Here is a 20,683-nt window from a genome sequence, read left to right as displayed (position 1 = left end):
ATTATTTCTTCCTCTCAATTTTTTCTAATTTCTTTTGCCAATTAACCATTTCATCTCTAAGCCTTGCAGCCTCTTCAAACTCAAGACGCTCTGCAGCTTCTAGCATGCTGGCCTTATATTCTTTAATAATTTCAAGTATTTGATCTTTGCTAAGAGTCTCAGTCTTTTTAGGAGCTTTATTTGTATCTCCCTTCATAATTCCAATAACTTCTCTAACATCCTTTACTATAGACTTTGGAACTATGCCGTGCTCTTTGTTGTAGGCTTCTTGAATTTCTCTCCGCCTTTTAGTTTCTTCAATGGTCTTCTTCATGCTATCAGTAATCCTATCTGCATACATTACTACTTGGCCATTTACATTTCTGGCGGCCCTACCAACAGTTTGAATTAAAGATGTTTCAGATCTTAAGAAGCCTTCTTTGTCTGCGTCTAAGATTGCAACCAAACTTACCTCTGGCAAGTCTAAACCCTCTCTTAAAAGGTTAATGCCAACCAGTACATCGCATTCACCCAGACGCAGTTCTCTAATTATCTGCATCCGGTCAATTGTCTCTGTATCCGAGTGCATATATCTAACTTTTATACCTATATTATCAAGATAATCTGACAAGTCTTCTGCCATTTTCTTGGTAAGAGTTGTAACTAATACCCTTTCGTTCTTTTCAATTCTATCTTTAATCCTTTCAATCAAATCATCGATTTGATTTTCAATTGGATGGACAATAATTTCTGGATCCAACAGACCTGTAGGCCTTAAGACTTGTTCTGCAAGCGTGGTTGATTTTTCCAACTCATAAGGCCCAGGTGTAGCTGAAACAAATAAAATATTGTGGATCAGCTTTTCAAACTCAGTAAAATTAAGCGGTCTATTATCAAGTGCAGACGGCAACCTAAAACCGTATTCAACTAGGGTCTCCTTCCTCGACCTATCACCTGCGTACATGCCCCTTATCTGTGGAATAGTTACGTGACTTTCGTCGGTTATAATCAAAAAATCTTCTGGAAAATAATCGATTAGAGTATATGGCCTGCTGCCTGGTGCCCGACCTGAAATATGCCTGGAGTAGTTTTCAATTCCAGAGCAAAAACCAATCTCTCTTAGCATTTCAAGGTCATATCTTGTCCTCTGCTCAAGACGTTCTGCATATAGGAGATGGTCCATGTCCCTCAGTTCTTTTAGTCTGTCCTCGAGTTCTTCTTCTATAGTTGTAATCGCTCGATCAATCTTAGCCTGCGAAGTCGCAAAGTGTGATGCAGGGAAAATACTTGCGTGTTTTAATTCGCCCAGCACTTCTCCTGTTAGGTGATTTATTTCTGAAATACGATCAATCTCATCTCCAAAAAATTCTAACCGAATGCAGTTTTCACTTTCGCTGGCAGGAAAAATATCTAAAATATCTCCACGGACCCTAAAAGTCCCGCGTTCAAAATTAATATCATTTCTCATATATTGGATGGCTATAAGCTCTTCTATAACCTTGTCCCTATCCTTAATCATCCCAGGTCTCAAACTAACCATCAGATCAATATAGTCTTCTGGATCGCCCAAACCATAAATGCAGGATACAGATGCAACTATAATTACATCCTTTCTTTCAAAAAGAGCCGCTGTAGCCGAGTGCCTAAGCTTATCGATCTCATCATTAATAGCCGAGTCCTTGGCTATATAAGTATCTGTCGATGGCACATAGGCTTCAGGTTGATAATAGTCATAGTAGGATACAAAATATTCAACTGCGTTTTCAGGGAAAAATTCCCTAAGCTCCATGCAAAGCTGATAAGCAAGTGTTTTGTTATGTGCAATTACAAGGGTTGGCTTTTGAACTTTGTTTATAATATTTGCCATAGTAAAAGTTTTACCAGATCCCGTAACCCCCTTTAGAGTTTGAAATCTTTCGCCCTTTAATATTGAATTGGAAATTTTTTCTATAGCTTCTGGCTGGTCACCAGTAGGTTGAAATTTGGAATGTAACTTAAAGTTCATGGTCCCTCCTTGTATATTTTTAATATATTATGTAAAATTAATATGGTGATAAAATGAAAAGAAAATTAATTTTACTTATCTTTATAATATTTTTGTCTGGATGCGATGTGCTTATAAAAGATGATCCTAAAACTGGGATTAATTATATCCCCATCGAATACGATTTAAAATCCATAGATTATATAAGTGACTACAACAACAATGAAATTTCCTGGGAAATGAAACCCGTGGGCTCAATAGATGTAGAGCTCACTATCGTCTGCCCATTAACAGATAGGACCAATATAAAAGTCCTTGATCTAAAGCAAAGCGAAGATGAAATCATTGTTAAATTAAAAGGCCCCGTTGTAAAAAATGATAGCCTACAAAAACCTGTAATAAAAATTGTTCTTAGAGGCATCAACCCTTATAATAAACAAAACTATAAATTAAGACTGGATTCTGATTTCGATTTTTTAAGGCCAAATATGGATACCGATACTGCAAAGGCTATAATCAAAGAAACATATCCCAGTATAATATATGATCCCTTGGATATCAAGCTCATGCGTACTACAAAGGGCCTAATGTGGACCCTGTATTATCCGCTAGTCGATCAAGACCAAGAAAATGCTTCCATACGTTTTGCCATCAGTGATTCCAGCAAAGAAATTGTAAATGAAAATAAATTTGAAATTTCAAAAAAAATACCTTTCGATAAATCGATTGGTTTTGCAAGTGGTGATTTCTTTTTGTATAAACAATCAGATGACATCTACTTCTATAATATACCCAAAAACGAAAGTTTGAAAATAAATAAACTTAAAGAAGAATTTACAAATATAAAACGAGACCCCAAGACTTCTAAAATATATTTTCAATCATGTGAGCCGACATCTAAATTTTATATTTTTAATCCTGAGACAGATGATATAAAAACTTTTGACTTAGGAGATTTATATCCAGATGACTTTGCTGTCTACGATGATAAAATTTTCTTTATAACCAACAACAGCACAAGTTCAAAATTATTTAAATCTCAAGACTCAGAATTAGAAGAGATTAAGCAAATGAGTTTTTTGATTAAGTCCATAGCTACAAACGGCAAGGACCTTGTAATAGAAACCATTGGCAAAGATGGAAATCTCGTATACCGCATTGATTCAAACTACAGCCTAGCCTTTCTCGGCAAGGGAGCCAAGCCAGTTATCAATAGTGAATTCATCTCCTACCTTAAGCAAAGTCCTGGATCAAATAATGCCGAGCTCATTGTATACTCTCTAAAATCTGGACTCAATAAAGAAATCATGCAGGGAAATATAAAAGGTATTTCCTATGACCAAAATGATAATCTTGTTATAAAAGAAAAAATCGAGAGCACAATAAAACTCTCGATCTATAAAAATCAATCTATTAAAACGATTGTCCAACTGCCATGTAAAAATATATTTTACTCAGCAAAGACAAATTCTTTAATGGTTGAAAGTCATAATAACTTATTAAATATAGATTTATTGAAGTAGGTCGATTGTGTCTACTGGATTTTCATCAACATCTGATTCTTCAGTTTCTGGATTTTCGCTAGATGGATTTTCTGCACCAGCATTTGGATCCGACTCTACAGTGCCTGTCCCTACTTCTACAATAGCATTTTGCATTGGGTAAGAGCTTTTCAAGTAGCCTATCTCCTTGAACTTTTGCCCATTTTTTTTGTAAATTTTTGTGGAAACAGCATTTATCCCATCCCTTCCTCCGCTCACAACTCTTTCCTGTCCTGCTTGGATGGCATCTGTTTGCCTTTCAACCCGGCCTCTAGGAATTCTTGAAACAATTGTAGTTTGTAAATCAATATCATAATTCTTTTCTTTGGTGTCGCCGTATATTTTAAAATAAATATTTTTATTGTCGACCCAAGACTTAATAATAATTGGGAAATCCCAATTATTTCTAAATTTTAAATCCTTGGCGCCCTTCCACACAGCAGCATCTGCTCCAACTGCAACATATGGAGCTGCAATTGAGTGCGGGTGTCTCTCAATAATTTCTACATCTGCCCTGACAAGAGCATTGTAAAGAGTAGTTGATGTTTGGCAAAGGCCACCGCCCAAAGAGTCTACATATTTTCCTCCTACAATAGTAGAAGCCATCTTGTAACCGTTTTGTGCGGTTATCTCTCCCATCTCATCGTTAAATGAAATACTTTCTCCTGGCATAATAACCCTGTCGCTTATTCTCTTGCAAGATAATCTTATATTTTCATTCCTGCCTTGAGTGCCATTTCCCAGTGGAGTTTGAAATTCTCCAATGACTCCATTTATTCTTCCAAGCATTTCGTTAGAAGTCTTGGCTTCTTTTACTTTGACATCTGCTGTGACGCTCTCATCTCCAGATTTTACTGCATTTTTAATCTTCTTTGCCAAGTCTTCAGCATCTATTTCTACTCCATTTTCGCCTTCTATGATATTAAATCCCTCTTCGGTAAACTCAACATGAGCTTCAACAGGCTCTTTTAAAAGTTGTTTGTTTATATTTTCTATATAAGCCTTTAGAGTATCGGAATTAATACTGGTCTTAGTTTCAAAATTTATAGGATTTTCCTTGGCCTCATTTATAATAGCAAGCCTAGATTCACTAGACCCTCTTCTACCAAAATTATAGGCATCATCTACTGCCTTGGTATAATTTATTTCTAAGCCAAGATCTTTTAAAGTGCTTTCATAGGTGTTTTCATCAATTATAATTTTAAAATTTTTATTTAAAATACTTTCAACCTGTGACTTTACCTCTTCCAATGCTTGGTCTCTAGTCTTTTTGGACAAATCTATATTATCAACGCTAATTCCATCATAAATTAGGTCGCTAGATAAAATTTGCCTTTTCTTCTCCTCTTCTTTTTGATTATTGTAAAAATAATATATGGCACCTGCTAAAATTAATAAAGCAAGTATAATTGAAGTCGTGATTATTGTTTTTTTATTCATTCATTTATCTCCCAAAATAATTTCTATATATGAAATTTACCCCATAGGCTAATATTTATTCAACTTAAATTATATTTGCCAAATTAAACATCGGAGCAACAATTCCTATAGCCATTATACCAATAATTACTCCAACTATCAATGTTATAATTGGTGATATCCACTTGGCCAAATTTTCTAACCTATTATCCACAGATTCTTTGTATAAATCTGCCAGATTTGCTGAAACTTCTTTCATAGCTTCGCTTGTCATAACGCCAGTAAAAAGTGCAGTCGAAAATTCAGTAAATACATAAGATTCGGATCCTATGCTTACAAAGTCTTTGCCTGCTTGGACTTCATTTGTAAGCTTTATAAGATTTAATCTTAAAAATAAATTTTCTTCAGAACTACTTATGTGGCCCAAAGAAGCATAAGTGTTTTCTAGTCTAGAATACAAAATGTTAAACTTTTTAAAAAATGCTTCTAAAAAATAATCTTGTCTGAGTTTTCTAAATAAAGAATACTTGTACTTGTAGGTCTCCACCAGCATATAAAAATCATATGAGACCATGTACAGAAATCCAAGACCTATATAGATAATAAAAATTATTGCAAGAAAATAGATTAAATAATTTGACAAAGCCTTGCCGATTCCTATGGCGACCTTAGTCACTTTCGGTAAATCTGCATCAAAGCCTTCATAGAGCGACGCAAACATAGGAAGTATAAAATTGCTCATTACAATCAGCATAAGCAAGGATAAGAAAAACAAAAACGCAGGATATGATACGGCATTAAAAACCTTTCTTTTTACAGACTTGCCTCTCTCTAAAATTCTGTTTGCCTCTCTCATCGGTTCAAGCAAATCATCGCTAAGCTCTGCAACTTTTATCAGATTTAAATAATAAGCTGGCAGCCTAGTTGAAAGTTTCAAGGCCATGTAAAAACTTTGGCCCCCTGACATTTTTCCATATATTTTATCCAGAGTCGCCTTTTCTTTCTTGTATTCATTTGAATTTCTCAAAACGCCAACCGCAGTATAAACGTCTACGCCCTGAGAAATTAAAATCTCAATCCCCTTTAAGAACCTATAAGTTTCCTTTTTGCTTTCAATCAAAGGTTTTATAGAAATATATCTATCAACTGGCTCTTCTATTGGGCCTATACCTAGCTTGTAGCCATCTTGTGACTCTTCAATGTAATTATATATCATTTTCTTCCTCAAAGGTTTTTAAATCAATCTTGCCTTCTTCATATAATCTTTTCAGAGATTCTTGCCTATCGATGATTTTTTTAAATCTAAATTCCCCTCTTCCTTCATCTGCAACAGACAATTCAAAGACACCTGTCCTGCCATAATAGCCATTGTTGCATTTATCACAGCCATTTGCCATGTAGTGGCCATCCTCAGTTTTTATTTTACAATCGCAGAGGGTCCTCACCAAACGTTGGCTAATAATTGTGGAGATTGCTGTTTTTAAAATATATTCTTCAACCCCCAGGTCCAAAAGCCTATCATAAGTATTTTTATCGTCCCTTGTATGCAATGTTGAAAAAACTGTATGACCTGTTATAGCTGATCTCATTGCAACTTGTGCAGTCTCTTCGTCCCTGATTTCGCCAATGTAAATAATATCTGGGTCTTGCCTGAGCGATGCCCTAAGTAATTTATTAAAAGTCCTTCCCCTTGAATTGTCAACTTCTAATTGAGTAATGTCATCTGCCCGGTATTCAATTGGGTCTTCTATACTTATAATATTTTTTTCTTGATGAGGGAGAAGCTTTAATGCTGCATGCATGGTTGTATTCTTACCGCTGCCAGTCGGACCAACCACCAAATTCATACCCTCTTTGTTAATATATTTTTTATAAATATCAAGGACATCTTCTGGCATACCCAGCTTTATCAAATCCAATTCGATTTGATTGGAGTTAAGTAATCTCAAGACAAATTTTTCGCCAAATTGCGTAGGCACACTGCTCACCCTAATGCTAAGATCTTTTGAATTGTCTTTAAAATCCATGCTGCCGTCTTGCATTTCTTTATTTACAGTATCCATGCCAGACCTGACTTTAATAATATTAGATAATCTATCAAAATCCTGGTACATATAAGAAATATGCTTCAATACTCCATCAATCCTAAATCTAATTCCCATTTTATCTTCTTTGGGTTCAAAGTGAATATCGGTTGCCCTCATTTCAATTGCATCTATTATAATCGCATCCAAGTCATCTCCTGCATAGGATTTAGCTTTTACAATCCTATACAAAAACGGCCCGTGTTCATCTTCTATAAGCGCAATTTCTTTACTCTTTGGCATGTGATCAAAGTCTACCAAAATATAATCGTCAATTTATATATTTTTGCATTGACGCCCCTAACATCTTGGATGGGTTCTTTAACTTTGCCTACAAAAATAGCCGGGTCAAGGAAGCCCCTATCTCCGACTATTTTATTGTAGTCTACTAATTTTTGTATAAACTTAATATTCATAATTATATTTCCTCCAAAGAGGATTTTATTTTTGAAGACAAAAGATCAATAGCCACTTTGTTTTCTCCGCCTTCAGGAACAATTATATCTGCAAATCTTTTTGTAGGCTCAACAAAATTAATATAACTAGGTCTTACCGTAGTCATATATTGCAAGATAATAGAATCCAAGCTCCTAGCTCTTTCCTTCATGTCCCTTAAAATTCTTCTTATAATGCGGACATCTGAATCAGTATCTACAAAGACCTTTATGTCGATCAAGTCTCTAATGCGTTCGTCATACAAAATAAAAAGTCCTTCCAGGATAATAATATCCCTTGGTTCAACAGTAAGAGTACCTTCTGATCTAGTGTGAATTGTAAAATCATAAATCGGCACTTCCACAGAATTTCCCCTTAAAAGCTCTTGTAAATGATGTTCAAGCAAATCATTGTCAAATGAAAGTGGGTGGTCATAATTTAACTTTGCCCTCTCCTCCATTGACAAATCATCATGAGGCTTGTAATAAGAATCTTGATTTATAATAGCGACATTAATCTTTGGGATCTCTTTAATAATGTTTTTTGCAACTGTGGACTTGCCACTGCCTGATCCGCCTGTGATACCGATTATAAGTGGTCTTTTCATTTTTCAATTACCTTTCTTACAAAATAATTATTTTTCGCTTGGCCTTCATAGACAAAAGAGTAAGTGTCCTTTGGAACATTTGCCCTATCTATTTGCCTGCCATCCTTATCCCTTAAATCTTTTACGACCACCTTGTCAGTGGTGTCTGGTCCAAAAATTTCCAGCTCATCGCCCTCATTTATACCATTCTTTAAATATACATAGAGCCTGCTGTTCTTTACTTCGACTACATCACCCTTGTATTGAGCCTCTGATATATAACTAGAGCTTTGATTGTATTGGCCTTCTGCTCCAGGATTCCCAAAATAAAATCCAGATGTAAATGGCCTGTGACTTGTCATTTCAATTTCTTGATTATATTTTTCATCAAACTTATAATCGCTTGGTGATTTTAAATATTGGTCAATGGCTTTTCTGTAAGCCCTGACAATTGTTGCAACATAATAAGCAGATTTAATTCTGCCTTCAATTTTCAAAGAATAAATACCAGCTTCAATTAATTTATCAATAAATTCTATAGTTCTTAGGTCGCGACTATTCATAATATAAGTCCCGCCATCCACTTCTTCTATTGGAAAATATTCGCCTGGTCTTTTTTCTTCGACCAAATGATATTTGTATCTGCAGGGGTGTGCGCAATCCCCCCTGTTGGGATCTCTGCCTGTCATATAGCTTGAAATCAAACACCGGCCTGAATAACTCATGCACATGGCTCCGTGACAAAAACCTTCTAGAACCATGTCCTCCGGAATATTATCTCTAATACTTTTTATTTCTTCAAGGCTTAACTCTCTTGCAAGAACAATCCGTCTAGCCCCCATCTGATACCAAAAGTTTGCAGTTGGAGCATTAGTTACCGACCCTTGGGTGGAAATGTGAATTTCCATATCAGAAAGTTCTTTTACCTTCATCATAATTCCTGGATCGCTAACTATAACCCCATCCACTTTTGCATCAGATAAAAATTTTATATAGGCATCCAGATTTTCCAAATCTTCATCGTGGGGAATAATATTTAAAGTTACATAAACTTTTTTCCCACGCTCATGAGCGTACTCCACGCCCTCTATCATCTCTTCTTTTGTAAAATTGGTGGCGCCTTTTCTGAGGCCAAAGCTCATTCCGCCCAAATAAACAGCATCAGCTCCATAATCTAATGCTGTCTTTAGCCTAGGCAAATCTCCTGCTGGTGCAAGTAATTCTATCATCTTATCATGTCCTTTTTATGTTCCAGATGTTCTTCATAAGTTTTTGAAAAACTGTGAGATCCATCTTCACCTGTCTTTACGAAAAATAAATACTCTGTATCCGCTGGATTAATAGCAGCCATAATGGATTTCATACCTGGACTAGCAATTGGTGCTGGTGGTAAACCTTCGTTTATATAAGTGTTGTATGGCGAATCTATTTTTGTCTCTTCATTTGTCAAAACAGCCTTTCTCTCACCAATTATATATTGCACAGTTGCACATGATTGCAGCCTCATACCTTGATTTATTCTATTATAAAAGACAGAAGAAGCTAGAGGTCTTTCATCATCAATTTTAATTTCTCTTTCGATTATCGATGCCAGAGTAATCATTTGATTTAAATCAAGACCATTATATGATCCTTGGTTGAAGTTTTGTTCCATCCTAACATCAAAGGCAGTAAGCATTCTTTTTATAAGGCTTTCTTCCCCTTCAGAAGCTGAAACCTCATAAGTTGCTGGAAATAAAAAGCCTTCCAAGCTTTGTCCTTGAGGCAAAGTTTTTAAAAATGGAAATTCTTCTTCATAAATTCCCTTATCCTCAGTTAATTCCATAAACTTTTGAGAGCTTCCAAGTCCAAGTTCTTCTATCCTTGCTGCAATCAACTTTCTTTCAAAACCTTCTGGAATTACAAGTTTAACACTGCCAGCCATATCTACCTCTGGCTTTTTTGTCAACTCATTTATCACCTGATCAACATCCATAGACCTGGAGAGTTTAAACTTTCCAGATTGGATTTCTGACTCAAGTCCAAGCTCTTCAACTCTTGAAATAAAAGCACTCCCATTTTTTATAAGATTCATATCATACAAAGATGAGGCAACCGTGCTCAAAGAGCTGCCCTTGGAAATTGAAAACTCATAAAGGTTTGTGTCATTTATATCTACAGGCTTATACATACTCTTATTATAAGCCTTGAAACCAAAAATTGCAGCAAATACAATCGCTAGTAAAAGTGCAAATGTTAAAATCCATTTAACTGCTGTATTCATTAAAACCTCCTAAATATTTTTGACCTTTCATACACATATAAAATTGCGTAGCCAAAAATGAATACACTCAGTGCTTCTCCTCCCATAATTCCTAAAACAGTAGTCCAGTAAGGAATACCTGTGTAGTAACTAACCCAAATGCTGACTAAAAATCCATTTAGCACAACCGGGCTTAAAAATGCAATAAATTTGTTTTTAGCTTTTCTGGTAATAATAGCAGCAACCAGTGTAACTAGTGACCCACATATTAGGTCTACCAGTCCAAAACCTGAAACGGCCATTAAAATCAAATTGCTGATAAAGCAGCCAACAAAAACTCCCGGTACAGCAGCAGCTTCAACAAATGGAAGCACTGTGAGTCCCTCCGCCAAACGAAGCTGAACAGCTCCAAAAGTTAAACTGGCGGCAGGAATCATTTGAATTGCAATAAGAACCACATACATCGCCGCTATGAGTGCAGCCTTGGTTACATATTTTGTGTCGTATCTCATAATTCTCTCCTTAAATTAAATTTTTTACACCTCTGTAAAGATTGTTAGAATCATTGGGTTTCTACCAGTTGTACTCATCAAGTATTTGCGCAACTCATCTCTTATAGTAGTCTTCATAGTATTCCAATCATCGATTCCTCTATCTTGCAAGCTTTGAACAACTGACCTTAGCTTTCTCAAAAGTGATTCCATTATGTCTTCACTTTCCTTTACATATACAAAGCCGCGGCTAATAATATCTGGGCCTGCAAGTACTCTACCATCGTCAGCTGACAATGTAAGTGTAACAACAATCAGTCCATCCTCTGATAAGTGTTTCCTATCACGTAGAACGATATTTCCAACATCGCCAACACCAAGGCCGTCAACCAAGACATCTTCATTAGCAATGTGATCAACAACCTTCAAGCTTCTTTTTGTAAGTTCCAAAACATCGCCATTGGATTGAACAAAAATATCTTTCTTATCCATGCCCATTTCTTGAGCGAGCAAGGCGTGTGTTTTAAGGTGCTTTATTTCACCATGAACTGGCATAAAGAACTTTGGTTTTACCAGTGCGTGCATAAGTTTAATTTCATCTGCACAAGCGTGACCAGAAACGTGGATGTTTGCAATCTTATCATAAATTACATTGGCATCCTTGGCCATCAAATTATTTATTACAGCGGTTACTGATTTTTCATTTCCTGGAATTGGATTAGCTGAAATAATAACCGTATCCTTGCTTGTTAATTTTATTTTCTTGTGCTCATCATTTGCAATCCTGGTAAGAGCACTCATTGGCTCCCCTTGTGAGCCCGTCATTATAATACAAACCTTATTTGGTGGGTAATTGTGAGCTTGATTAATATCAATCAAAGTCTTTTCTTTTATTTTAATATATCCCATCTCAATAGCAGTGTTAGCTACATTTAGCATAGATCGTCCAGACAAGGCCACAAACCTGTCATGCTTTTCTGCAGCGGAAATAATTTGCTGAACCCTGTGCACATTTGAAGCAAAAGTCGCAACCAAAATCCTGCCATCAGCTTTAGAAAATAATTCGTTAAATGTTTCTCCAATTGTGGACTCACTTAAAGTGTGCCCTTGCCTTTCAACATTTGTTGAATCTGCTAACAAGAGAGAAACACCCTTTTTACCAATCTCTGCTATACGAGTTAGGTCTGGTCTAACCCCATCAATAGGTGTCAAGTCAATCTTAAAGTCACCAGTTTGGAAGATAGTGCCAACAGGTGTGTATAGAGCTATAGAAGCAGAATCAGGGATTGAGTGAGTGACAGCTACAAATTCTGCCTTAAAAGCTCCCACATCAATTACATCTCCATAATTCACTTCATTTATATTTAAAGCTAAATTAAATTCCTTGACCTTGTTCCTAATAAGGGCGCAGGTCAACTTTGTCGCATATATTGGTGCATTAATTTGATTTAATACATAAGGAATAGCCCCAATATGGTCCTCGTGTCCGTGCGTTATAAAAAACGCCTTTACCTTGTGTTTGTTTTCAATTAAATAACTTACATCGGGGATAACAATATCAATCCCCAACATCTCATCTCCTGGAAAGGTCATTCCGCAATCGATAACTACAATCTGATCTTTATATTCATATGCTGTTATATTTTTACCGATCTCTTTGAGACCTCCAAGAGGAATAATCTTTACTCCGTTACTCATAATTCCTCCTAAATTTTAATTTAATAATTTTTTAATACTCTTATACTTTTCTTCTAACTTTCTAGTTTCCATGGGAAATGGTTTGGTATAGATGGTATTCCCAGACCCATCAATTTCTACGCGCAAAAACAAGAGCTCATCTGACATATCCTCAGCAGAAGATATAGCAATATACTCCTGCCCATTCAAATCAAAACGAGCCTGCACCAAATAGTTTGTAGCCTCCCCACTTTCATTAAAAACAGCCAAGCTCTCTGGCATAAAATCTCCTATCTATTCCTTTTAATATATAGCTCTAAAATATAAGATGCAGCAAGTGCATCTTCATAACCCTTTTCCTTACCTCTTTTTACATTCAAGGTCCTTAGTGTGTTGTTTGCCATCCTAGATGTAAATCTCTCATCTACAAAAACAATTTCACAATCAGTAGCCTTACGAATATTAGAGGTGTACTTCTTAACTTTTTTCGCTTGAGGACCAAGCTCGCCATTTATATCGAGTGGCAATCCTATTACAATAGTACCCACATTTCGCTCTTCAATAATCTTTTGCAGGTCAGCCATATCCTCTGCTTTTGATTTTCTTTTTATAACTCCAACTGGCATGCAAATAGTGCCACTAGGATCACTAGCGGCCACGCCAATTGTACTATCACCTATATCTAGTCCCAGAATTGTTTTATTCAATATTCAAGTACTCCTTCAATATTGCTTCTAACAATTCATCTCTTTCCATCTTAACAATTTCATTTCTGGCATTGTTATGACTAGTTATATATGTTGGATCTCCAGACAAGAAGTATCCTATAATTTGATTTACCGGTTGATAACCTTTATCTTCGAGAGCCCTGTAAACTTTTTCCAAAATTTCCCTTGGCTCAGAATCTGTATCCTTCTTTGAAACAAATCTCATCGTTTGATCAAAATCCATATCTATCACCTCTTTTAAATTTTATTCAGCATATCCATTGTCATAATTATAACATATTTTTAAATCAATGTCGAATATTTTTTAAGGGTTAAAATCCAATGATAATTTTACAATTGCGAATAATAAATTAATTTTTTTGAAAAATAATATTTTATGTGTTATAATTAACCTATATTTATTGATATAAAAGGAGACTTATATGCCACATAGAAATAAGGTGCTAACACCTGGCAAACTTATAGTATACATTATATATATTGTTTTAATAGTAACCATTGTATTTGGGAGCTTACTTGCCCTATCTGTCGTTAGCATTATGAAAGAAGTTGATGAGGTTGATCCAAATATAATTGCCAACAACCTAACCGAAACTTCAAAGATTTATGATTTAGATGGTAATTTAATAGAAAAAGTTGAAACCGCTGAATACAGAACGGTAATTGGCATCGAACAAATGCCAAAGCAATTAATCCAAGCCTTCCTAGCCATAGAAGATGAAAGATTCTACGAGCATGACGGCGTGGACCTAATAGGTATCATGGCTAGTTTTCGCGATGCATTTTCAAGTGGTCAATTACGTGGTGGATCCACAATCACCCAGCAACTTGTAAAAAATACTTACCTTACAAACGAAAGAAAATTAAAGCGTAAAATTCATGAAATCACAATGTCAATTGATCTTGAAAAGAAAATGTCAAAAGATCAAACTATTGAGGCCTATTTAAATACTGTCTCCCTTGGGCAAAACGCCTACGGAGTCGAAGAAGCTGCTCAAACTTATTTTTCAAAATCAGCCAAGGACTTAAACCTAGTTGAATGCGCTATGCTTGCAGGAGTTGTTAAATCTCCTACCAAGTATCCCCCATACAAGAGAGTCAGTCCTGAACACTTTGATCCAAATACCATGGAAAAAGTTGGCTTTATTGAACTCTTAAATCAAAATTACATCCTTGTTTATAATGAAGAAAACGAACAAAGAACCGATGTCGTACTCTCTCAAATGTTGAAGTACGGTAAGATTACACAAGAAGAATACGACCAGGCTATGAGTATTGATAGAAAAACACTAATAAAACCTGGTGAAACAAAAACAACAGACATTACTAACTACTTTACCGACTATGTCCTAAAGCAAGTTGAGCAAGACCTCATGGATAAATATGGTTGGAGCAAAAAAATTGCCCAAAATAAAATCTTCTATGGCGGTATCCAAATATATTCAACAATTAATGTCGGCTACCAAAAAATAATGGAAGACGCCTACAAAAATTTTGTTGAAATCCTATTTGGCAATACCGATAATATGAGGGCGCCGATTATTCTGGACACCACATCCGATGCATACGGAAACCTAGTCGATTCAAACGGCAATTTCATATATTTGGCCAAAGACAATTTAATCGTTCAAAATAGCGATGATATTTATTTGGCTCCTGGCGAATGGAGATACGACGAAAACGGCAACCTTTGTATCAAGTCCAGCAAGCTAAAGGCATATAATTCAAATATAGACGTTCAGGACTACTATACAATTGATGAGAAAAAGACACTCGTTACCCACATTGTCGGCAGCCTACCGATTGCCAAAGATGACTTCTGGGTTGAAAACGGCGAAATCGTTATCAGCTCAAAAGCAATAGCCAATAACGACAGCCTATTTAAAAATAAAGAGGACTACCTCCACATCGATGGAAACCAAGTCTACAGAAATAAAAAAGGCGTTCCCCAACCACAATCTGCCATGATAATTGTCGATTACCACACAGGCCACATCTTAGCTATGATTGGTGGTAGAGACGTAGACGGCAACAGATTTTTAAACAGAGCAACAGATAGCCACAGGCAACCAGGTTCTACCATAAAGCCGGTAAGCGTATACTTGCCTGCCCTTGAAAATGGTTATACTGCTGCCAGCCCGATTGACGACGTACCAATTGTTGTCAATGGAAAAATTTGGCCAAACAACTGGTATTTAGGATTTAGAGGAATTCACAGCTTGAGATATGCTGTTGAACAATCTATAAACGTAAGTGCAGTTAAAGTTTTAAATTCTATGGGTCCAAACAAAGTTGTGCCATATTTAGAAAGGATGGGCATCATCGATACCGAACACCCAGACCGCGATTCATTTGTCAGCGCTTCTGAAAATAGTGAAGTTAACGACGAAAACGCATCCAGCTTGGCCCTCGGTGGAATGACAAATGGCTTCTCCCCTCTTGCACTTACAGCAGCCTTTGGTACAATTGCAAATGACGGCGTTTATTTAAAACCAACATCTTATACAAAAGTTATTGATAACGATGGAACAACCCTTTTGGAATACACAGAAAATCCAGTACAAGCAGCCAAGCCACAAACTGCTTATGTAATGAAAGATATTTTAAGAACAGTTGTAACTCGCGGGCTTGGAACCAGAGCACAAATACCTGGCCAAGTAGTTGCAGGTAAAACTGGTACCACCCAATACACGGCGGACTTATGGTTCTCAGGCTTTACTGATTACTATGCTGCAAGCACATGGATTGGCAGTGACAGTCCAAAGATCACCATGAAACAAAACTCAATGATCGCTGCTCAATTATTTCAGTATGTAATGAGCCAAGTTCATGAGGGACTGCCAAGCGTAACAGAATTTGCTCAGCCAGAAGGCATAGTACGTTCATCAGTATGTACAATGTCTGGCAAAAGTCCAAGCGAATTTTGTTCAAGCGATCCGCGCGGAACAGTAATTTCTGAAATATTCATTAAAGGAACCGAACCATCAGCACCATGTGATGCTCATGTAGAAGTCGAGATATGTACAGAATCAAACATGCTAGCAAACGATTTCTGCCCAGAAGAAACTAGGACCAAGATTGTACGTGTTCAAACCACCCCACCCTATAGTCCAGAATCTCACGGCGGAGTTATCCCTAGTGATATGCAATACAGAGTTCCAACTCAGACATGTGATATACACAACGAATCTAATACTGGTGAAAGCGAAATAATAGATCTATTAACTCCAGATGGAGATGGTGAATTCGATATAAACGATTATTTGAATAACAATAACAACAATGAAGAAAATGGTGAAAACGGAGGGCAAATAGACTTGCTCGATCCAAATCAGAATGAAAATAACGAAAACAAAGATGAGAAAGAACCGCCCAGCACAATAGATTTGTTGCAATAAAAATTAAATAAAATCAATTAATAACTGCTTTTAATATAGAGCAGTTATTTTTTTTAATTCCACAAAAAGTATTGACAATACGAAACATATAGTCTATAATAAACAATGAATACCGCGGCAAATCCAATTAAGGAAAGGTGATTCAATATTATGAGTAGTTTTTACGGACCAAGAGTGAAGGTAGTAAGACGTTTAGGTCTTAATGTATTTAACCTTCCAAAAGCAAACAATGGAATGAAAAAAGGAGCTGCACGTTCTGATAAAAAATTATCAAACTACGGTGAACAAGTCCTAGAAAAGCAAAGACTCAGAGCCTACTATCAAGTACCAGAAAATCAAATGTTAATGTACTTTGACAAGGCAAGAAAATCAAAAGAACAAACAGGTCACGCACTTGTTAAACTTCTTGAAACAAGACTAGACAACATGGTTTACAGAGCCGGCTTTGCATCATCAATTCGTCAAGCAAGACAAATGGTAGTACACGGACACATCCATGTAAACGGACACAAAATTGACCGTCCAAGCTATCAAATCGAAGTTGGTGATGAAATCTCTCTCAGAGAAAAAAGCCGTTCAAACGAAATGTTCAAAGAAAATTTCGCTGGCCAAGCTTCCCCATATCCATACATTACAAAGGATGAAAACAAATTTTCAGCTAAGCTTGTCAAATCTCCAGAAAGAGATGAAATCCCAGTTGAAATTCAAGACGTTCTTGTTGTTGAATACTATTCACACTAAAAATAACTCCCTCGTGGAGTTATTTTATTTTACATACTATTAAAAAAGCTGCGGTACTTTGTTCCCACAACTTTAATTTTAGAACTAAAAAAACGCCCTAAGGCGTTTTTCTTTTAGTCTCCTATGTAGTCCAATTATTCAGCTGGTACACAAGCACCTGTTGGACATACGTCTGCACAGTTTCCGCATCCGATGCATTCATCAGCATCAATTGAGTAAATGTCACCTTCTGAAATACAACCTACAGGGCATTCTGATGCACATTGTCCGCAAGCGATACAATCATCTGTAATGTGATAAGTCATAGTGTTACCTCCTTTATTTTTTAAGCTCTTAGGCTCTATTTATATTATAACATAATATATCTTTATGTCAAGGAAAACTCTCTTCATTTTCAATTCGTCATGACTAACTTTTATAAAATTATTATCTAGAGTCCTTGGTATATCAACATTTTCAAAGCGTTTTTGTGTTCTCCCCTTTTTGTTTTAATTAATACGATAAATATTTAGTTAGCCTGCTCTTACACTTGATTAATTTTATAGTTTTTAATATAATTTTGACATGAGGTGATTTGATGAGACTTAGAAAGAAATGGTCTGCTGTGCCCCGACTTTTGGATTCTGGCAAGGCTCTTTTTTGGCCAAAGGAATACAAGGGCAAGTGGAAAGATTATTTTGCAAATGACAATAAGATTCATTTGGATATTGGTTGTGGGAGCGGTGATTATTGCCTGCACATGGCTGAATTAAATCCAGATGTTAATTATATTTTGTGGGATCGTGAGGCTGGTGTTCTGGTATATGCTTTGGATCAATTGGAGGATAAAAATATTGCAAACGCAGTTTTGATTCCCAGAGAGATTGATGGGATAGATCAAATTTTTGCAGAGAATGAAATTGATTCTATCACCATTCACTTCCCTAACCCTTGGCCAAAGAATAGGCAAAACCATAGACGCCTAACCTATCCGAATAGGTTAAAAAAATATAAATATATTTTAAAAGATGCTGGGACTATTGACTTTAGGACTGACGATGATGAGCTATACACAGATACGATTTTATATATAAAAAAAGTTGGCGGAAATATAATATCGCATAGCGATGATGCTCCACCAACCAAAGTTATCAGTCATTATGAAGAGAGATTTAAAAGTCAAGGTGTTAAGATTAAGGCCATTAATTTTAAATTCTAAATATATCCCCCATCAACTTTTATATTTGCGCCGGTTATATAGCCGGCTTTTTTATTTATCAAAAACAAGACTAAGTCCGCAATATCACTTGGCATGCCAGCCCTCATAAGTGGAATCTGGCAAATAAATTCTTCCCTTTCCTCTGCGGATAGATTGGAATTCATCTTAGTATCTATTAGACCCGGGCAAATTGTATTCACGCGGATATTTGACGGACCCAGTTCCCGTGATAAGGCTTTTGAAAATGCAATTATACCCGCCTTTGTTGCTGAGTATACAGACTCACAACTGGCCCCATCAAGGCCCCACATGGATGAGATATAAATTATAGAGCCGGATTTTTCTTTGACCATTATATCTGCAACTTGTGAGCTAAGGGCAATGGGTGCTTTTAGATTAACATTAATAATTTTATTGATGTCGTCTATGCCCGTTTTATTTATCATTTGAATTTGACTCAAGCCAGCGCAAAAAATTGCCGATTCAAGCCTATAATCTTTTATAAATTCTTTGGCGGCTTCGATTTCCTCGTCAGAATTAAAGTCGCACTTGTATTTTTGAATCCTGTTCTTGCACTCAGCTTCAAGGTCTTCAATACTTGCAAGGTTTTTATTGTACATGGCAAGGACATTAAAGTCGGTTTCCTTTAATATTTGCCTGGTAATTTCAATGCCAATATCGCCGCTTGCTCCAGTTATTAATACATATTTCATGCTATCTCAACCAGGTCTTTAAAAATATTTAAAAACTTTTCTTCGTGGTCAATCATTGATTCAGGATGGAATTGCACGCAGGAAATATATTGATCGCCTGTGTATTCCATGGCCTCTATGACCCCGTCTCTACTGTGGGCAGTGGCTACAAATCCATCTCCAAGATTTTTTACGGCTTGGTGGTGGAATTGATTGACCAAAATTTCATCGCCCAAAATTTTATTTATCTTTGAATTTTTTTCTGTGAAAATTTTCAAGATTCCCCTGGACAAATCTCTTCCCATTGAGTGGCCGGACGCCCCCTTGTATTCAGCCTGTAAGTCTTGATATAAATCTCCGCCTGACAGGGCGTTTATCATTTGCATACCCCGACATATTCCAAGCATTGGAATCTTTTTCTCAAAGGCTTTTTCATACAAATATTTTTCGAAGGCGTCTCTTTCAAAGGATACAAATTCGACTGATTGATGGAAATCTCCTCCATATAAATTTGGATCTATGTCCTCCCCACCGGTAAAAACAATCGCATCAGCTAGTTTTATATATTCATCTATGACAGATTCGTCCTCTGTAGACTGGGCTATTATTGGAAGGCCTCCAGCACGCCTGATGGCCTCGGCATAATCGTTTCTAAGCCTGATATATTTGCCGTGATCATCGGCTATTACCATCCTAGAGGTCAATAGTATTTTTTTCATGTGATTTTTCCTTTCTTAACAAAAAGAATATTCCCGCAACAAAAATCGGAAAGCTCAACCATTGTGAAGTGGAAAGCCCGTTATAGATTCCCCTGATTTCATCTCCGCGGAAAAACTCTAAAATAAATCTGCCAATGCTATACATTGTGAGATACAAGCCAAAGGTCCTACCCCTTTGTCTTTCTTTTTTATTATAGAGTAATAAGGTCATTATAATTATAAAGTTTCCGGCTACTCCAAATAATTGGGTCGGTAAAAGTGGAATGCCGGCTGGGGCAAGTCCGCTTGGAGGAAATACCACAGATATTGGCGACTCACAAGCCATACCATAGCAGCAACCGGCCATGAAACAGCCCACCCTACCAAACATTTGCAGGATTGGCATGCCGATTGCAAAAATGTCGATAGTCTTTAATGGATCTAGATGCTTATACCTTCTTAAAAACAAATACATACCAAGCACTGCACCCATCAATCCACCAATAAATACAAGTCCTCCTTGGAAGGCAATTTGAAATCTTTCTTTGAAGGCCATCGAAGAATCAAAAAGTACTAAAAAACTACTTGGATCTGTAATCCAATACAAAATCTTAGCAAAAACTCCACCCGTAATTAGAGCATACAGGAGAGCTGATAAACCCGTATCAAAATCCAGATCCTTATAAATTCTTTGCTTGTACAAAAATAATATTACAAAACATAAACCAATGGCTATTGATAATCCATAGCCAGGAATTTTAAAACCAAAAACATCAATAAATAATTTCAT

General features: G+C 36.3%; 21 protein-coding genes. 4 read left to right on the top strand and 17 right to left on the bottom strand.

The window, feature by feature from the left end:
* Position 1: 1 nt before the first annotated feature.
* Positions 2-1,984 (bottom strand): excinuclease ABC subunit UvrB, encoded by a 1,983-nt coding sequence (gene uvrB, locus CUU59_RS02690; RefSeq protein WP_099950474.1) that lies wholly within the window; start codon positions 1,982-1,984, stop codon positions 2-4.
* A gap of 53 nt (positions 1,985-2,037) precedes the next feature.
* On the opposite strand from uvrB, the gene CUU59_RS02685 reads away from it, so the two are divergent.
* Positions 2,038-3,486, top strand: coding sequence for a hypothetical protein (locus CUU59_RS02685; protein WP_099950473.1), 1,449 nt, complete (start codon positions 2,038-2,040; stop codon positions 3,484-3,486).
* Here CUU59_RS02685 and CUU59_RS02680 read toward each other — a convergent pair.
* The 12 genes from CUU59_RS02680 to CUU59_RS02630 form a co-directional block, all read right to left on the bottom strand.
* Positions 3,475-4,944, bottom strand: a complete 1,470-nt coding sequence (locus CUU59_RS02680) for a VanW family protein (protein ID WP_099950472.1) — start codon at positions 4,942-4,944, stop codon at positions 3,475-3,477. The two genes, CUU59_RS02685 and CUU59_RS02680, sit on opposite strands and share 12 nt — an antisense overlap.
* A 64-nt stretch (positions 4,945-5,008) precedes the next feature.
* Positions 5,009-6,139 (bottom strand): type II secretion system F family protein, encoded by a 1,131-nt coding sequence (locus CUU59_RS02675; RefSeq protein WP_099950471.1) that lies wholly within the window; start codon positions 6,137-6,139, stop codon positions 5,009-5,011.
* The gene (locus tag CUU59_RS02670) at positions 6,129-7,250 is read right to left on the bottom strand and encodes a GspE/PulE family protein (protein WP_099950470.1); all 1,122 of its coding nucleotides are present in this window, start codon (positions 7,248-7,250) and stop codon (positions 6,129-6,131) included. The genes CUU59_RS02675 and CUU59_RS02670 overlap by 11 nt, the downstream gene beginning before the upstream one ends.
* An 11-nt stretch (positions 7,251-7,261) precedes the next feature.
* Positions 7,262-7,423 (bottom strand): hypothetical protein, encoded by a 162-nt coding sequence (locus CUU59_RS08125; RefSeq protein ID WP_169922830.1) that lies wholly within the window; start codon positions 7,421-7,423, stop codon positions 7,262-7,264.
* A 2-nt stretch (positions 7,424-7,425) separates the two neighbouring features.
* A complete protein-coding gene (gene udk, locus CUU59_RS02665) occupies positions 7,426-8,049 on the bottom strand; it encodes a uridine kinase (protein ID WP_075573770.1) in 624 nt (207 codons plus the stop codon).
* Positions 8,046-9,257 carry a peptidase U32 family protein gene (locus tag CUU59_RS02660; protein ID WP_099950469.1) on the bottom strand — a complete coding sequence of 404 codons (1,212 nt, stop codon included), beginning with the start codon at positions 9,255-9,257 and terminating at the stop codon, positions 8,046-8,048. The genes udk and CUU59_RS02660 overlap by 4 nt, the downstream gene beginning before the upstream one ends.
* A complete protein-coding gene (gene mltG / locus CUU59_RS02655; protein WP_099950468.1) occupies positions 9,254-10,291 on the bottom strand; it encodes an endolytic transglycosylase MltG in 1,038 nt (345 codons plus the stop codon). The genes CUU59_RS02660 and mltG overlap by 4 nt, the downstream gene beginning before the upstream one ends.
* The gene (locus tag CUU59_RS02650; protein WP_083427712.1) at positions 10,291-10,782 is read right to left on the bottom strand and encodes a QueT transporter family protein; all 492 of its coding nucleotides are present in this window, start codon (positions 10,780-10,782) and stop codon (positions 10,291-10,293) included. The genes mltG and CUU59_RS02650 overlap by 1 nt, the downstream gene beginning before the upstream one ends.
* Positions 10,783-10,806: 24 nt before the next feature.
* The gene (locus tag CUU59_RS02645) at positions 10,807-12,459 is read right to left on the bottom strand and encodes a ribonuclease J (RefSeq protein ID WP_099950467.1); all 1,653 of its coding nucleotides are present in this window, start codon (positions 12,457-12,459) and stop codon (positions 10,807-10,809) included.
* Between the two features lie 15 nt (positions 12,460-12,474).
* Positions 12,475-12,720 carry a DUF1292 domain-containing protein gene (locus tag CUU59_RS02640; RefSeq protein ID WP_099950466.1) on the bottom strand — a complete coding sequence of 82 codons (246 nt, stop codon included), beginning with the start codon at positions 12,718-12,720 and terminating at the stop codon, positions 12,475-12,477.
* Between the two features lie 8 nt (positions 12,721-12,728).
* Positions 12,729-13,145 (bottom strand): Holliday junction resolvase RuvX, encoded by a 417-nt coding sequence (gene ruvX / locus CUU59_RS02635; RefSeq protein ID WP_169922829.1) that lies wholly within the window; start codon positions 13,143-13,145, stop codon positions 12,729-12,731.
* On the bottom strand, positions 13,138-13,389 hold the full coding sequence (locus CUU59_RS02630; RefSeq protein ID WP_103143222.1) for an IreB family regulatory phosphoprotein: 252 nt from the start codon (positions 13,387-13,389) through the stop codon (positions 13,138-13,140). The genes ruvX and CUU59_RS02630 overlap by 8 nt, the downstream gene beginning before the upstream one ends.
* 199 nt (positions 13,390-13,588) lie before the next feature.
* Here CUU59_RS02630 and CUU59_RS02625 point away from each other — a divergent pair, with 199 nt between their 5' ends.
* Both CUU59_RS02625 and rpsD read left to right on the top strand, forming a co-directional pair.
* A complete protein-coding gene (locus CUU59_RS02625; RefSeq protein WP_099950464.1) occupies positions 13,589-16,564 on the top strand; it encodes a penicillin-binding protein 1A in 2,976 nt (991 codons plus the stop codon).
* Between the two features lie 150 nt (positions 16,565-16,714).
* Entirely contained in the window at positions 16,715-17,305 is a 591-nt protein-coding gene (rpsD, locus tag CUU59_RS02620) for a 30S ribosomal protein S4 (RefSeq protein WP_099950463.1), read from the top strand.
* A gap of 134 nt (positions 17,306-17,439) precedes the next feature.
* Here rpsD and CUU59_RS02615 read toward each other — a convergent pair whose 3' ends face one another.
* A complete protein-coding gene (locus CUU59_RS02615; protein WP_099950462.1) occupies positions 17,440-17,610 on the bottom strand; it encodes a DUF362 domain-containing protein in 171 nt (56 codons plus the stop codon).
* 272 nt (positions 17,611-17,882) lie between these two features.
* Here CUU59_RS02615 and trmB point away from each other — a divergent pair, with 272 nt between their 5' ends.
* The gene (trmB, locus tag CUU59_RS02610; RefSeq protein WP_099950461.1) at positions 17,883-18,503 is read left to right on the top strand and encodes a tRNA (guanosine(46)-N7)-methyltransferase TrmB; all 621 of its coding nucleotides are present in this window, start codon (positions 17,883-17,885) and stop codon (positions 18,501-18,503) included.
* On the opposite strand, the gene ymfI is transcribed toward trmB, so the two are convergent.
* The 3 genes from ymfI to CUU59_RS02595 are packed head-to-tail and all read right to left on the bottom strand — an operon-like array spanning position 18,500 to position 20,683.
* Positions 18,500-19,216 (bottom strand): elongation factor P 5-aminopentanone reductase, encoded by a 717-nt coding sequence (gene ymfI / locus CUU59_RS02605; protein ID WP_099950460.1) that lies wholly within the window; start codon positions 19,214-19,216, stop codon positions 18,500-18,502. The genes trmB and ymfI overlap by 4 nt on opposite strands.
* Positions 19,213-19,914, bottom strand: coding sequence for a gamma-glutamyl-gamma-aminobutyrate hydrolase family protein (locus CUU59_RS02600; protein WP_099950459.1), 702 nt, complete (start codon positions 19,912-19,914; stop codon positions 19,213-19,215). The genes ymfI and CUU59_RS02600 overlap by 4 nt, the downstream gene beginning before the upstream one ends.
* Positions 19,889-20,683, bottom strand: a complete 795-nt coding sequence (locus CUU59_RS02595) for a prolipoprotein diacylglyceryl transferase (protein ID WP_099950458.1) — start codon at positions 20,681-20,683, stop codon at positions 19,889-19,891. The genes CUU59_RS02600 and CUU59_RS02595 overlap by 26 nt, the downstream gene beginning before the upstream one ends.

Origin of the sequence: Ezakiella peruensis (genome assembly GCF_900215725.1) — a bacterium.
Lineage (GTDB): Bacteria > Bacillota > Clostridia > Tissierellales > Peptoniphilaceae > Ezakiella > Ezakiella peruensis.
The sequence above is the reverse complement of the archived record's forward strand: the minus strand, read 5'-3'. Positions and strand labels throughout refer to the sequence as shown.

What these genes read in the sequence shown, in the direction of transcription:
- CUU59_RS02595 (WP_099950458.1), bottom strand. Translation starts at nt 20,683, where the DNA reads ATGAAATTATTTATTGATGTTTTTGGTTTTAAAATTCCTGGCTATGGA.
- CUU59_RS02615 (WP_099950462.1), bottom strand. Translation starts at nt 17,610, where the DNA reads ATGACTTATCACATTACAGATGATTGTATCGCTTGCGGACAATGTGCA.
- CUU59_RS02625 (WP_099950464.1), top strand. Translation starts at nt 13,589, where the DNA reads ATGCCACATAGAAATAAGGTGCTAACACCTGGCAAACTTATAGTATAC.
- CUU59_RS02675 (WP_099950471.1), bottom strand. Translation starts at nt 6,139, where the DNA reads ATGATATATAATTACATTGAAGAGTCACAAGATGGCTACAAGCTAGGT.
- CUU59_RS02670 (WP_099950470.1), bottom strand. Translation starts at nt 7,250, where the DNA reads ATGCCAAAGAGTAAAGAAATTGCGCTTATAGAAGATGAACACGGGCCG.
- CUU59_RS02640 (WP_099950466.1), bottom strand. Translation starts at nt 12,720, where the DNA reads ATGCCAGAGAGCTTGGCTGTTTTTAATGAAAGTGGGGAGGCTACAAAC.
- uvrB (WP_099950474.1), bottom strand. Translation starts at nt 1,984, where the DNA reads ATGAACTTTAAGTTACATTCCAAATTTCAACCTACTGGTGACCAGCCA.
- CUU59_RS02685 (WP_099950473.1), top strand. Translation starts at nt 2,038, where the DNA reads ATGAAAAGAAAATTAATTTTACTTATCTTTATAATATTTTTGTCTGGA.
- mltG (WP_099950468.1), bottom strand. Translation starts at nt 10,291, where the DNA reads ATGAATACAGCAGTTAAATGGATTTTAACATTTGCACTTTTACTAGCG.
- CUU59_RS02650 (WP_083427712.1), bottom strand. Translation starts at nt 10,782, where the DNA reads ATGAGATACGACACAAAATATGTAACCAAGGCTGCACTCATAGCGGCG.
- CUU59_RS02600 (WP_099950459.1), bottom strand. Translation starts at nt 19,914, where the DNA reads ATGAAAAAAATACTATTGACCTCTAGGATGGTAATAGCCGATGATCAC.
- trmB (WP_099950461.1), top strand. Translation starts at nt 17,883, where the DNA reads ATGAGACTTAGAAAGAAATGGTCTGCTGTGCCCCGACTTTTGGATTCT.
- ymfI (WP_099950460.1), bottom strand. Translation starts at nt 19,216, where the DNA reads ATGAAATATGTATTAATAACTGGAGCAAGCGGCGATATTGGCATTGAA.
- udk (WP_075573770.1), bottom strand. Translation starts at nt 8,049, where the DNA reads ATGAAAAGACCACTTATAATCGGTATCACAGGCGGATCAGGCAGTGGC.
- rpsD (WP_099950463.1), top strand. Translation starts at nt 16,715, where the DNA reads ATGAGTAGTTTTTACGGACCAAGAGTGAAGGTAGTAAGACGTTTAGGT.
- CUU59_RS02645 (WP_099950467.1), bottom strand. Translation starts at nt 12,459, where the DNA reads ATGAGTAACGGAGTAAAGATTATTCCTCTTGGAGGTCTCAAAGAGATC.
- CUU59_RS02630 (WP_103143222.1), bottom strand. Translation starts at nt 13,389, where the DNA reads ATGGATTTTGATCAAACGATGAGATTTGTTTCAAAGAAGGATACAGAT.
- CUU59_RS02680 (WP_099950472.1), bottom strand. Translation starts at nt 4,944, where the DNA reads ATGAATAAAAAAACAATAATCACGACTTCAATTATACTTGCTTTATTA.
- CUU59_RS02660 (WP_099950469.1), bottom strand. Translation starts at nt 9,257, where the DNA reads ATGATAGAATTACTTGCACCAGCAGGAGATTTGCCTAGGCTAAAGACA.
- CUU59_RS08125 (WP_169922830.1), bottom strand. Translation starts at nt 7,423, where the DNA reads ATGAATATTAAGTTTATACAAAAATTAGTAGACTACAATAAAATAGTC.